This is a genomic window from Acidithiobacillus sulfurivorans (genome assembly GCF_018853815.1).
Classification (GTDB): Bacteria; Pseudomonadota; Gammaproteobacteria; order Acidithiobacillales; family Acidithiobacillaceae; genus Acidithiobacillus; species Acidithiobacillus sulfurivorans.
This window is the reverse complement of record NZ_JAAOMP010000025.1, coordinates 1-12039: the sequence shown is the minus strand read 5'-3', so window position 1 is coordinate 12039 and position 12039 is coordinate 1. Positions and strand designations below refer to the sequence as shown.

12 protein-coding genes, 1 tRNA gene and 1 pseudogene are annotated in these 12039 nt (G+C 49.9%); 8 read left to right on the top strand and 6 right to left on the bottom strand.

Annotated features, from left to right (window positions below):
- The first annotated feature begins 162 nt into the window (after positions 1-162).
- Positions 163-846, top strand: coding sequence for a response regulator (locus HAP95_RS01310; protein ID WP_215882630.1), 684 nt, complete (start codon positions 163-165; stop codon positions 844-846).
- A complete protein-coding gene (locus tag HAP95_RS01305) occupies positions 843-2138 on the top strand; it encodes a sensor histidine kinase (RefSeq protein WP_215882629.1) in 1296 nt (431 codons plus the stop codon). Before HAP95_RS01310 ends, HAP95_RS01305 begins: the two co-directional genes overlap by 4 nt.
- Before the next feature lie 102 nt (positions 2139-2240).
- Here HAP95_RS01305 and HAP95_RS01300 read toward each other — a convergent pair whose 3' ends face one another.
- From HAP95_RS01300 to HAP95_RS01275, 6 genes are all read right to left on the bottom strand, one after another.
- A complete protein-coding gene (locus tag HAP95_RS01300) occupies positions 2241-3176 on the bottom strand; it encodes an alkaline phosphatase D family protein (protein ID WP_368356532.1) in 936 nt (311 codons plus the stop codon).
- A gap of 93 nt (positions 3177-3269) precedes the next feature.
- Complete coding sequence (locus HAP95_RS01295) at positions 3270-3620, bottom strand: DUF7800 domain-containing protein (RefSeq protein WP_215882627.1); 351 nt, start codon at positions 3618-3620, stop codon at positions 3270-3272.
- A gap of 103 nt (positions 3621-3723) precedes the next feature.
- Positions 3724-4371, bottom strand: coding sequence for an energy transducer TonB (locus HAP95_RS01290; RefSeq protein WP_368356531.1), 648 nt, complete (start codon positions 4369-4371; stop codon positions 3724-3726).
- A gap of 71 nt (positions 4372-4442) precedes the next feature.
- On the bottom strand, positions 4443-4835 hold the full coding sequence (locus HAP95_RS01285; protein ID WP_215882626.1) for an ExbD/TolR family protein: 393 nt from the start codon (positions 4833-4835) through the stop codon (positions 4443-4445).
- A gap of 3 nt (positions 4836-4838) precedes the next feature.
- Entirely contained in the window at positions 4839-5516 is a 678-nt protein-coding gene (locus HAP95_RS01280; RefSeq protein WP_215882625.1) for a MotA/TolQ/ExbB proton channel family protein, read from the bottom strand.
- 67 nt (positions 5517-5583) lie between these two features.
- Entirely contained in the window at positions 5584-7785 is a 2202-nt protein-coding gene (locus HAP95_RS01275; protein WP_215882624.1) for a TonB-dependent receptor, read from the bottom strand.
- A gap of 331 nt (positions 7786-8116) precedes the next feature.
- On the opposite strand from HAP95_RS01275, the gene HAP95_RS01270 reads away from it, so the two are divergent.
- The 6 genes and pseudogenes from HAP95_RS01270 to HAP95_RS17440 all read left to right on the top strand — a co-directional run.
- Positions 8117-8203 (top strand) — tRNA-Leu (locus tag HAP95_RS01270).
- Positions 8204-8277: 74 nt separating this feature from the next.
- Entirely contained in the window at positions 8278-8793 is a 516-nt protein-coding gene (locus tag HAP95_RS01265; RefSeq protein ID WP_215882623.1) for a DUF3568 family protein, read from the top strand.
- Between the two features lie 101 nt (positions 8794-8894).
- Positions 8895-10301: an MFS transporter gene (locus tag HAP95_RS01260; RefSeq protein ID WP_215882622.1), complete on the top strand. Its 1407-nt coding sequence runs from the start codon at positions 8895-8897 to the stop codon at positions 10299-10301.
- Positions 10302-10413: 112 nt separating this feature from the next.
- A complete protein-coding gene (locus HAP95_RS01255; protein ID WP_226832386.1) occupies positions 10414-11223 on the top strand; it encodes a winged helix-turn-helix domain-containing protein in 810 nt (269 codons plus the stop codon).
- A gap of 67 nt (positions 11224-11290) precedes the next feature.
- Positions 11291-11974, top strand: a complete 684-nt coding sequence (locus tag HAP95_RS01250; protein WP_215882621.1) for a MotA/TolQ/ExbB proton channel family protein — start codon at positions 11291-11293, stop codon at positions 11972-11974.
- Positions 11974-12039, top strand: a pseudogene (locus HAP95_RS17440) (ExbD/TolR family protein); the annotation flags it as partial. The gene HAP95_RS01250 and the pseudogene HAP95_RS17440, both read left to right, overlap by 1 nt.

Genomic DNA, 12039 nt, shown 5'->3' with positions numbered 1-12039 from the left:
CACTTTCCGCTTTGCTGCGCTCATCGTCTCCTCCTGACCAGACAACAAGCTTAAACTATTGTCTCAAATCTGGGGTCCACTATAATGGTAGGCGGTAAATATTTCGGGAATATTTCCTGATGGGGCGCTGCGCTTCACAGGGAAGAACAAGCGAGGCAGGTTATGGCGGTCGTGTTGATAGTCGATGATGATCAAAGACTTGCAGATATGCTACGGGAGTATCTGGTAGCACAGGGATTTGCGGTTTTGCTGGCAGCTAATGGCAAGCAGATGCGTCAACACCTGCTTGCTGGTCCAATAGATGTCATCGTATTGGACTGGATGTTACCGGGACAGGACGGCATCAGTCTGGCCAAAGAGTTACGCAGCAAGGAAGGCGGCCCACCTATTTTGATGCTCTCGGCTAGGGGGGAGGATGACGAGCGCATTCTTGGTCTGGAAAGTGGGGTTGATGACTATTTGTCCAAGCCTTTTAACGCCAGGGAGTTGTTGGCGCGCTTACGCGTACTGTTGCGGCGGAGCGGCAAGGATGAAGGTGCTGACAAGGTAGAGATCGGGAAATTTCACCTGCAGATTTCGGAGCGCCGGCTATATCATGGCGATGCTGAGGTGGACATCAACCCGGCGGAAATGGATTTATTGCTGGTTTTTGCACAACGACCAAAACGTATTTTGAGCCGGGATTTGCTGTTGCAGCTTTTGGGCGGCGAAGAAGATGGACGTTTTGATCGCAGTATTGATGTACGCGTAACCCGCTTACGAAAAATACTGGAAGAAAATCCCCGCCAACCGCGTTTTTTGCAGACAGAACGCGGCTTGGGCTATCGTTTTGTGCCGGGCCCATGAGTTTGCGACGGGGCAGAAATTTATTTTCGCAGACGGCCTGGACGCTGGGGCCGGGTATTGTCATTTTACAGATTCTTACCTTGGTGATAGTTGTTCTGACCGTGCTTTATCCGTTGGCAGAACGATCGGCGGAAGACCTGGCTGGTCTGATTGTGATCAGCGCCAAAACCTACACCGAGCTTTCGCCCGAAAAACGACCTGCTTTTCTGGAAAGTCTGCGTGCGGATAATGGGGTAGAAATCTCGGCTCAACTCGATCGTTCAATCAGACATACGCATGGTCATATTTATGGTTGGCTTTTGAGCCAGGCATTAAGTAAACGTCTGGGAAAACCGGTTCCCGTAGATGTGTTGGGTGGCGCGGTGCGAACTTTCTGGGTTCCGGTAAATATTTCCGGACAAACGATCTGGGTGCATTTTGATCGGGGGCGCCTCGCCTCCTCATTGCCCATCGCCATGATTTTTGTTTTGGCGTTTTCGACCCTGGCACTGGTGGTTTTGACCATGATTCTGGTGCGCAGGGTTTTAAAGCCGCTGGATGTTATTTCTACAGCTCTTCAAAGCTCGCTGAAGGCACCATTGCCAAGCTTGCCGCCCAGCGGAGCCTATGAGTTTCAGAATATTCTCGATATTTTTGCTGAATTACGCACCCGTTTGCAGGCAATGATTAATCATCAATCTCTTTTGTTGACGGGTATTTCCCATGATTTACGTTCGCCTTTGGCCCGATTACGCATGGCTTGGGAACTGCTTCCGAAAAATACCCCCCAGCATTTGCATGATGGCATGTTGCAGGACATCGAGCGCATGGACGCCCTGCTTGCACAATCGCTGGATCTGGGGCGCGGTATGGCGGCCAAGGTGGCAGATTTTGATTTGATGGTTTTATTGCAAGAAGTTGGCGCCGATTTTGAGCGGGCAGGGGGGCAATGGCATGCCCAGTTACCTCGCCGTTATGCTTTTCGGGGTGATCGAGAGGCTTTGCGGCGCTTATTATCCAATTTGCTGGATAATGCCATACGTTACGGCGGCGGAGAGGTTCGCGTGGAGTTCAGGAAAATGGCAAACCAGGTTTTGATCCGCCTCTGTGATGCCGGTCCGGGAATTCCGGAAATCGAGATGGAAAAGGTTTTTGAGCCATTTATTCGTCTGGATGATGCCAGAGGGCATGGTGAAGGAAGTGGATTAGGCCTGGCCATTGCACGCCAGCTGGCCGAAGCACAAGGCATGCGCCTGCGCTTGTTGAATGGGGCTGGGGGCGGCTTGTGCGCAGAATTGTCCTGGCCCGTTTGAGGCTGTGAAATTCAGGATGAGCTTTAGAACAACAGGCAAGGGACGTTGGAGCGAAAAGCCTGCAGGCCCACTGCCGTTGTTAGGCGATGTTGGTTTTTTGGCTCAGATGTAGCCCAGATCGGCGCTGCTGATCTGATGTTCCCAAAGGGTCATACCCTCAGTGGATTTGCAACTCAGGAGTAGATGACGCCCAGAGCCTTTGCCGAGGAACTCAATGCTGCAATAGTTTCTGGCTTCTATCAATGTCCCTGGCACTCGATAGGGGTTGGCGTCTCCTTTGGCCGGACTGGAGTTAAGTGGAGAGCTGGTGAGTTCCCAGAGGGGATAATCGTGTTTGCCAGAATAATGTGGGCGGGGTCTGCGCATTAATTCACTGATATGCCGATCTCCCGAAAGAAACAATAATCCCCTGATATGATTATTCTGGAGCCAGTCCATAAAATCCTGACGTTCTTCCGGATATAAATTCCAGCCTTCATAAGCATCGTCATCATTAAATAGTTGACCCCCTGCGGCAACGATTTTGAAATGCGCACGGGAGCTGAGCAGGGCGTTTTTTAACCAATCCATTTGCTCTTTGCCAAACATTTGCTTGCCGCGCGACAAGGGCGCAGCATCTGCATCGCGGTACCAGCGATCATCCAGTAGAAAAAAATCGGCATCATTCAGGGTGCATTGGGTAAATACCCCGGGAGTTCCTGGCAGACCATAAGAAGGGTTTGCCCAATAATTCTGAAAAAGGCGGAGTGCACTTTGTTTCAGGACAAAACTACTGTCGCTGTCATTGGCTCCATAATCATGATCATCCCAGATGGCAACCTGTCGGGTAGATTGCAGAAACTTTTGCAGAGGCGGAAAGGCGCGATCCGTCCAATAGCGCATGGCCATTCCTGCAGGGCTTTGAATATCGGCCTCACGGAAATAAAGATTGTCTCCCAACCAGATCATCATATCTGCGGCTTCATCTGTCATGGGATCATATATTTCATATCCACCCCCATATGGTTTGCCCGGACGATCATATTGTGGATCATTGATGTATGCGCAAGACCCCGTGAGGACTTTGAAATCCGGGGCGGGTTGACGCCATTGCCAGAGTTCCAGGGTATGTATTTACAGGTTTTTTCCACTTCAGATTTTTCCGTTCAATTGTATTTCAGTTTGGTAAGTCATATTCGGGGCAAGATCATCCAAAGTGAGCAATGCGGCATAAAACTCCCTGGCACTGGTGCTCATTTCGATGCTGGTTTCACGTAAATGCGGCTGATGGACGGGCCAATAAGCGATACTTACCTTGGCAGGCCCCAAAGTCTGCATCCAGATACTCGCCGACCGTTGCGCCGGATAACCCGTCATGGGTCCGGCATGCAGGCTTGTGGCCCGGGCGGGCAGCTGCATGGCGAAAGCTGTCATGGGTAGGCTGAGGCCCAGCCCTAAACCAAGTCCCGAGTGGGTTATAAATTTTCTACGTGAAATGTACATGAGTATGAGCTCCCTTTCAGATACGTTATTTGCTCTGGATGTTTTCGCTCCTGTGGCGGTAGCCAGAGCTGCTGCAATCATCCAGGCCTATGGCCGTTATGAATTATTCGTTTTGCCCACTGAGTTTGAATTCCACCCAGATGCTCAAATCAAAGCTTTTGTTTTTGAGACTTGCGGGGACTGCGGGGAGATGGGCGTCGCGCAAGGCAGCAATGGCGGCCGTATCAAAGGCACCCATACTGCCTTTTTGCGTAATGCTTACACCACCAATCTGGCCGGCATGAAGGATAAAATGTAACTGAACCCGTCCATTTTCACCCAGCATTTTTGCGGATTCTGGAAAATGGACCGCTGCCTGAATGGCCCCTTTCACTTGTGCCAGATAGTCCTCCCGCACGGCCGGGCTGACGGGTGCGGCGCTTGGAGGTGGAGGCGGTGGAGTGGCTACGGCCTTGGGTGTAGGGGCTTGAACCGGGCTGGGCATTGGTGTTGGCGGCAGGGGAAGCTTTGCCTGCTGCTCGGCAACCGGATGTGGCACTGGCCGTGGCAGAGGTCGCGGAACTGGTCGTGGTACTGGCTTGGGTTGTGGTTGTACCTGTGGTTTGGGCATGGGCGGCAGCGGTTTGGGTGGGGTTGGCGGCACCAGACTGATGGTAACGGGGGCATTGATGGCTGCCGGTGGAGGGGTTTGCTCTGTACTTTTCCAGATCAGCAAAGCGACAAATACCGATTCAATAGCCGCGGCAATCACAAACGCCTTGAAGTTGCCGTTACTTCTTGGTGCCTTGACCAAATTTGCCAGTGGACGCAAATCTGCGGACATCATGACACGGGTTTTGCAGCAAGGCCGATTGCTGTGACCCCGGCATGACGACAGGCATCCATGACTTTTACCAAAGCCTGAATGTCAGCACCCTTATCAGCGGCAATAGTTACCTGGGTTTCTGATGGGTTTCCCTGGCGCAATCGGGTTTCGAGATCCTGGAGAGTGATGGTTTTATTCTTGAATTCCAGACTTCCATCTGCATGTAAGGTCAATATCACTTTAGGTTTGGGGAGTTCCTGGGCAGAACTGGAACCGGGAAGGTGCGCTGGTAGCCCTTGGCTGGGGATCATGTGCACAGTAATCATGATGAAGAATATTAGTAGAAAGAGCATGATATCAATCATCGGAATGATTTCGACACGCCCTTTTTTCATTTCGAGGTATTGCATGACTCAGGCCTCTTTCGCCGCATAAATGACAGGCTGTGTCTCGGTATTATTCAGGGCATGACTATGGTCCAGTCCGGACAAACGATTAATGAGCATGCTGCGCAAGGTTTCCATTTGATGAACAACAAAACGCATCTGGTTTTGCAGGCCATTAAAACTGACCAGACCGATAATGGCGATGACCAGGCCGGCTGCTGTGGCCATAAGTGCTTCAGCTACGCTCCCGGTAATGGCCGTGGGATTGTTGGCCACGTTGTTTAAAATCTGAAAGGCATGAAACATACCGATAATGGTACCTAAAAGACCTAGCAAGGGAGCCAGAGTAACCGTGGTATCGAGCAGCCAAAGCCGTTTATCCAGTAAAGGCACCTGACGCATGACTGCTTCCTGCAGAATTTCAGAAAGCTGTGCACTATCCTTGATGTTGGGAAAACGGATGGGTACCTGGAGCAAAGCGCGGAAAGGAAATTCTGCAGAATCTGCGAGGGGACGCAGGCTTTGCTCCTTGATGTCGGGAAGCTGTTCCAAAGCGCTCGCCATTTTTTCTCCGAGGCGACTCATGCGACTCAAAAACAAAAATCGTTCAATACTGACCCATAACACGATCAATAGGAGCAGGGGCATAATGTAAAGGATACCACCGGATTTGGCGGCAACGCTGGCTATTGTTGAAAAGTCCATCTTGGTTCTCTCTTGTAAAAGTGCCTCTCCAAAATCACAAGGAGAGGCTGATTCGATTATTTAATGCTTAGAAAGTGGCTTCAATGGTCGCATATACACTGGTTGGGAGATTGAGTTTCAGATTTGGATTGCTGCTGCTACCGGTATAGCTCTGCACAAATCGGCGATCAAACAAATTGTTCAGATTAAGGCTGGCAGTCACATTTTTGAAGCCCAGAGACTGGCCAAGAGGTGCATTTCTGAAGGTGTAACGTAGAGAAGCGTCCGTAAAGAAACGGCTACCCAAAGGAAGAAATTTTCCGCCCAGGTTATAGTACGACTGACCCATTTCATGGAGGGAAACTGTTGCTCGCAGACCATGGTAACGGGCAATAAGTCCCAGTGCCTCAGTGTGATGCGGAGCATAGGGAAAAGGCTGATTGGATGAAGTGATACGCGCATCCAGGACGCCAAAGTTGGCATAGGCGCTGAAAATGTCGTTCAATACGACGTTATTTTGCCAGGAGAGGCCTTGGTTGATGGCTGTACCCGCGTTAGCCAGAACAGTCTGATTCAATGATCCGACCAGTATGGTTGTGCTTAAAATGTAGTTCTGGAAATCGACTCGGAAGGCCTGAAGACTGGAGCTCCAGGGACCAATATCCCAGTGCGTACCGACACTGTAGGTGCTGGCTTTTTGGGGTTTAAGCTCGGCATTGTAGGTCCCGGTATAAAACTGGTTATATCCAGGAGGGTTAGTATTTTGTGTAAAGTTGGCAAATGCATGCCAGTGGTCAGTGATACGCAGGTTGGCACCCACAGAAGGTAATACGGAACCGAAATTTACATTGAATTGACCAGGCTTGTTTTGAGCCAGAGCTACCGTATTTTTGAAATCCCGGGTGACATAAAGATATTTAAAACCAGCAGCCAGTGTAAGTGCATCAACAGGCTTGTAAGTTAAATTGATATAGGGCTGGTAGGTGTTGGTGACCACAGGCTCCGAATAGGAAGATCCAAGATAAGTATTGCTGGCACTAAAATAACGGGAATCATGCAGCGTATTATTATGATTGAACCAGAAACCCAGTTCTGTGCTGACCGGACCGACCGGATAGATGATTCGTGCCAGGTTGCCCCAACGATGGGTATTGTTGACACTGTTTCTCAGTAAAACGCCATTTCTCGCGGGAGAAAACCTGCCAATCGTCCCTTCTGGTGTCAGTAGAGTCTGGGTGTAAGTGGTCGCGCTGGCGCTGAATCCATTTCCGTAATAATAGTACAATTGGTCTGAAAACTTGACCTTGCCAACTTCACCCTCATATTTGGCGTAGCCTAGCCAGTTCAGATACTGGTTATAGTTATATCCGGTGTAATTGTAGTTGGCCTTACCATTGGGAAGTAAAGGATTACTGGTATAACTGTTGTAGTCCTGTCCATATTGAGCAATTTGTGCTGCTGTGGCTCCATTATAATAGTTGAAGCGCTGATTGTTTTGGGAGAAAAATAAAGTCAGGGCACCGGGTCCAATTTGGGTGACAGATTTGAATAAAAACTGGTTTTGCAGGGCAGAATTATTTTGAAAGTAGCCATCCCGTTGGGTTTTGTTCACATATATCCAGGCGGAGGTTGGGGCAAAGCTCTTGGCAAAAAGGCCGGTATTAATCAAACCGCCGACATTGTATTTACCAAAAGATCCAGCTCCGACGATAGGTCGCACAAAAGGTGATGGCGAAGGTTTAAGGCTGTAGGTTTCTACGGAGCCACCGAAAGCTGAAAGCCCGGGAATCGCAGCGGATTCAGCACCGGGATAATATTTGGTACCGGCTACCAGTACAGAGGGTATAAACTCGTTGGTGTAATAGGTATAACTGTCATTGTCATTGAGCGGGATACCATCCAAGGTAAAATTGATCAGTGATTTGCCGAATCCGTTGATGTAAACGTCGTCACCGTCCATGCTGTCACCACTGCTGACGACCATAGCGTTGGGCATGTTGTTCAATACCTGGGTATAAGAGTCGGTGGGTGCCAGCATTTCAAATTGCCCTCGGGTGATCAAAGTCTCCTGATTGGTGGCTTTTTTGTTGAACTTTTGAATACGCTGGATATCGCTTTTGGGGGTTTCTCCGGTATTGACGTTGGGACTGCTACCGAAGAAATTGTTGCTAGCGGTAGCTGTTCCGGTTACTGTACCCAAAGACTGATCCGCTTCCGCGTTAATGCCATAAAGACTCACAGTGGCGCTGATAATGGCAAGATAAAGTGTTTTTTTACGACGGTTGATCATGACAGGCTCCCTTCCGTTAGTGCTTGACGCAGTAATCGATGACAATGCAATCTTATTTTTAAGATGGCATTTTTTTACAGCCATTAATCCTCTCTGCACACAAGTTGCAGATAGAGAATGGCTGTACTTATTTTCAAACAGTTGTTTTGGGTTTACGCTTAAGTTATTTTCTTGTTGCTTGTAATATACAATTCTAATATGACAGTATGATGACAGTTTTGTGAACCTTTTGTGACAGATGCTTGGGTTCTTCAGGGCTGGCTAGAGAGTAGAGTGCATAGGGTGGTCTTGATGCATGAAGGTCATAGAGGTATACTGTACCAGCTATTTTGCCGGGATGGCGGAACTGGTAGACGCGCCGGACTCAAAATCCGGTGGTGGTGACATCGTGTCGGTTCGAGTCCGACTCTCGGTACCAAATTTGATTTGAACGGCCCGGTTGATCCGGGCTTTTCTGTATTTGGCTTTCAGGTGGTATGGAGGAGCGGGTACATGTTAATTCAACGACGTTTTACCTTTTTGGCTTTAGCTGCTGCAGTGGCCACTTTGCCCTTGGGGGGCTGTGTTGCTCTTCTGGCTGCTAGTGCCGGTGGTGGAGCGGTAGCCTATGCGCAAAATGGCGGGGTCGCCAATTTTTATGCTTACTATCCGGCTTCTATGAATCGGGTGAGTGCTGCGTCTCAGTCTGCATTTGCAGACATGGGCATACGCTATAATGGTGAGATCCGCAAAAGCCCTTCCAAATATTTGTTAGAAGGGATGACCACGGAAGGAGATACCGTGCGGGTAACCTTGACCTCCATGGCGACTGATGTGACCAAGGCGAATATTCGTATCGGCACCTTGGGTAACAAACCGATGTCCTTGCAGTTTCAGAAGCTGCTTTCTCAGCATTTGGGTTTGGCTGCCAGTGCGACAGCACCGACGAGTCTACCGCCTGCGCAAGATAATGTTCCTGCAGAAGCGGCGCCGCAGCAGCCGGCTCAGGAAACCATTCCTCTACAATAGGGGTTTGGGGAAACTGTCATAAAAGTGTCATAAAAAGTTCACAATACGGTCATAATTGGGGTGTAGCCTGTCGTAAGGTCCAGACTAGAAAGGAGACCACGATGGCAACACCGCAAGGCAGTTCAACGCAAAACAATGTGGCAGAGGCGCTCAACTCTGCCAGTTTCAGTCCGTTTCATCTTAAAGCCATGTTTGCGTCCGCAATGGGCTTTTTCACTTCTGCTTATGATCTTTTCATTATTGGTACCGCCTTGGTGCTGATCAAGGGTGAGTGGCACCTGGGCGCAGCCGAAGTCGGGTTGATTGGTTCCATTTCACTTATCGCCACTTTCGTGGGGGCCTACGTATTCGGAACCCTGGCGGATCGACTGGGTCGCAAGGCCATTTACGGCCTTGAAGCACTATTGATGACCGTCGGCGCACTACTATCCGCTTTTGCTCCAGATGTGACCGTGCTATTAATCGCCCGCGTTATTTTGGGCTTGGGGATTGGTGGAGATTATCCGCTCTCCGCTGTGCTGATGAGCGAATATGCGAACGTCAAATCCCGTGGTCGCATGGTCAGTCTGGTTTTTTCAGCCCAGGCCATTGGTTTGGTAGCGGGTCCGGTAGTGGCTTTAACGCTTCTGGCGGCGGGTGTGAATCATGATTTGGCCTGGCGTCTGATGCTGGGGCTGGGTGCTTTACCGGCGGCCGCCGTCATTTATATTCGTCGTACCCTACCCGAATCTCCGCGCTGGTTGGCCCGTGTCAAAGGCGATGCCGTAGCAGCAGGCAAGCAACTGGCTTCTTTCAGCTTGGGAACGGCGACGGCTACGGTTCAGGATAAAATTGTCAAACAGCCTTTGAGCCGTTACTGGTTGACGCTGTTGGGTACAGCCGGTGGCTGGTTCATGTTTGACTATGCTTATTACGGAAATACTATTTCTACCCCCATGATCATGTCCCATATTGCCCCGCATGCAGATGTAGTGACCAGTACGGCATTGAGTTTGATGGTATTTGCTATTGCTGCCGTCCCTGGTTATTTTCTGGCGGCGTTTACTATTGATCGTGTCGGTCATAAAACCCTGCAGATGCTTGGATTTTTTCTGATGGGATTGATGTTCCTGCTGATTGGTGCTTTCCCGGTGCTGACTGAATCTATGGGTGTTTTTCTGGTGCTTTACGGCGTTTCCTACTTTTTTGCAGAATACGGCCCCAATACTACCACCTTTGTTCTGGCTGCAGAACTTTTCCCGGTCAATTTGCGGACTACCGGACATGGCCTGTCTGCAGGAACAGCCAAAGTCGGTGCTTTTTTGGGTGCCTTGGTTTTCCCGATCTTGCTGCATGATTATGGTTTGCACGGAACCTTGATGATCACTTTCTTTTTCGCTCTGGCCGGTTTGCTGCTCACGGCTTTCTGCCTCAAGGAACCTGCTGGTAAATCCCTTGAAGAAGCCAGCGGCGAAGATGTTGTGGTGCCGATGCGCAAGAATACGCCTGCAGGGATGACGCCTTCCTGAGGTTTTCCTGATGAATCATCAGGCAGGTGTTTTTACCTGCCTGATTTTATAAATAAATGCTTTTTCCGGAAAGTGCGCAGTTAATGATTAATCAAAAAAATCAGGAGCGAATATGTTTTATACCCTGGTCGGTGGGGTGCTTCATCATGCCATGCACCTGACAGATGCCCTGTTATTAATGACGGCTGCTAAAGTGGAGAACATCAGCACGCTGGTTGGTTCCAGAATCCTGGTATTTTCTGCAGGTGAGCCAGCAGATAAGATGGCTTTACGATTACAGCGCGCAGGAGCTTTTGTCAAAGCGCTGAATGGTCACGAACGTGATGTTTTGCCGCTCATTAAACGCTGGCATCCGGTCTTGCTCATTATTACGAATTGGTCTGTGGATATGGCTCCATGGCTGAATGAATTATTAACCCTCCCGGTTTGTATGCACTTATCCATACTGGCATTGGGTGCCGATGATGAAGCCCATGCCATGTCCGCACTGGATGCCGGTGCCAGTGCCTATTTGGCGGATACCGTGGCCGAGTCTATTTTACGAGCGCAAGTGGGAACGCTATTAAAAAGTGGACATCATTGGGAGTCTACGGAAGTTCGACAGGACCCTTATATATGGATCAATCCTGAAAGCAGTCGAATACGCTTGAACGGTTTTGAAATCCGTCTGAGCCGGAGGCTGTTCCGATTTCTGCACTATCTGGCTCTGCATCCGGATCGAACATTTACTGCCTCAGAAATAGCCAATGTACTGAGCGATGGTCAAAAATTCATTCAGGAAAACTCAGTTGCTGCTCAGGTTCATCGATTACGTAAATATATGGAGGCGGCCGGTGCCGGAGAATGGTTGGAAACGGTGCATGGTTTTGGTTATCGGCTGACTTTGCCGCAGAAAATATCATTTGATGTAAAATTGTCATAAAAGGTTCATAAAACTGTCACATTAGTTTGTTAAGGTAGCACCTTCATTGTTACAAGGTGCTTTTCTGATGAACCTGCAATATCTCATTCACCTCGCCAACTACTCGGACGGGGTTTTATACATACTGGGCCTGATGCTGCTGGTGGAACTGGCTGTGATGGTAGATCGTTTCTGGTACCTGCGGCGGACCATTTTGCGTGGTCTGGTGTTTGTGCAGGAGCTTGGTCGTCATGGCCGCCTTGATCGCGAAGCCCTCAATACCCTGGCCGAAGATGCGGGCGACTTACCCGAAGCCGCACTGCTGCGTACCGCCGCCGCCCATAGTGGTCAGGTGAAAGGCGAAGCTCTCGCCAGCCGCCTGGAAGAAAGCGTGCTGGTTATTGCTCCGAAACTGGATCGTCGCCTTTGGTTGCTGGACACCATTATTACCCTGGCTCCCCTGCTCGGTTTGTTTGGGACCATCATCGGCATGTTCCATGCGTTTTCGGTCCTGGCTCAACCCGGACACGCGCCCATGCAGGTCACGGGTGGCGTTGCGGATGCGCTGGTATCCACGGCCTCCGGTCTGTTCATCGCCATGCTTGGATTGTTGACCTTCAATGCGTTCAACAATCAGGTGCGCATGATTCTGCTGCAATTGGATTCAGTGAAAACCATGCTCATCAACCGCATGGATGGTCAGCCGGTCGTGACTTTTGACGCTGAAGGCCGCCCCAACGCGGAAGCGGTTGTCGTGGCGAGGGCAGGATAATGAACCGGCGTTACTTTGAGCAGAAGAAAGGCCGGGTCGAAATCATTCCGATGATTGACATCATG

What these genes read in the sequence shown, in the direction of transcription:
- HAP95_RS01305 (WP_215882629.1), top strand. Translation starts at nt 843, where the DNA reads ATGAGTTTGCGACGGGGCAGAAATTTATTTTCGCAGACGGCCTGGACG.
- HAP95_RS01265 (WP_215882623.1), top strand. Translation starts at nt 8,278, where the DNA reads ATGTTAATTCAACGACGTTTTACCTTTTTGGCTTTAGCTGCTGCAGTG.
- HAP95_RS01255 (WP_226832386.1), top strand. Translation starts at nt 10,414, where the DNA reads ATGTTTTATACCCTGGTCGGTGGGGTGCTTCATCATGCCATGCACCTG.
- HAP95_RS01285 (WP_215882626.1), bottom strand. Translation starts at nt 4,835, where the DNA reads ATGCAATACCTCGAAATGAAAAAAGGGCGTGTCGAAATCATTCCGATG.
- HAP95_RS01310 (WP_215882630.1), top strand. Translation starts at nt 163, where the DNA reads ATGGCGGTCGTGTTGATAGTCGATGATGATCAAAGACTTGCAGATATG.
- HAP95_RS01295 (WP_215882627.1), bottom strand. Translation starts at nt 3,620, where the DNA reads ATGTACATTTCACGTAGAAAATTTATAACCCACTCGGGACTTGGTTTA.
- HAP95_RS01280 (WP_215882625.1), bottom strand. Translation starts at nt 5,516, where the DNA reads ATGGACTTTTCAACAATAGCCAGCGTTGCCGCCAAATCCGGTGGTATC.
- HAP95_RS01250 (WP_215882621.1), top strand. Translation starts at nt 11,291, where the DNA reads ATGAACCTGCAATATCTCATTCACCTCGCCAACTACTCGGACGGGGTT.
- HAP95_RS01260 (WP_215882622.1), top strand. Translation starts at nt 8,895, where the DNA reads ATGGCAACACCGCAAGGCAGTTCAACGCAAAACAATGTGGCAGAGGCG.
- HAP95_RS01275 (WP_215882624.1), bottom strand. Translation starts at nt 7,785, where the DNA reads ATGATCAACCGTCGTAAAAAAACACTTTATCTTGCCATTATCAGCGCC.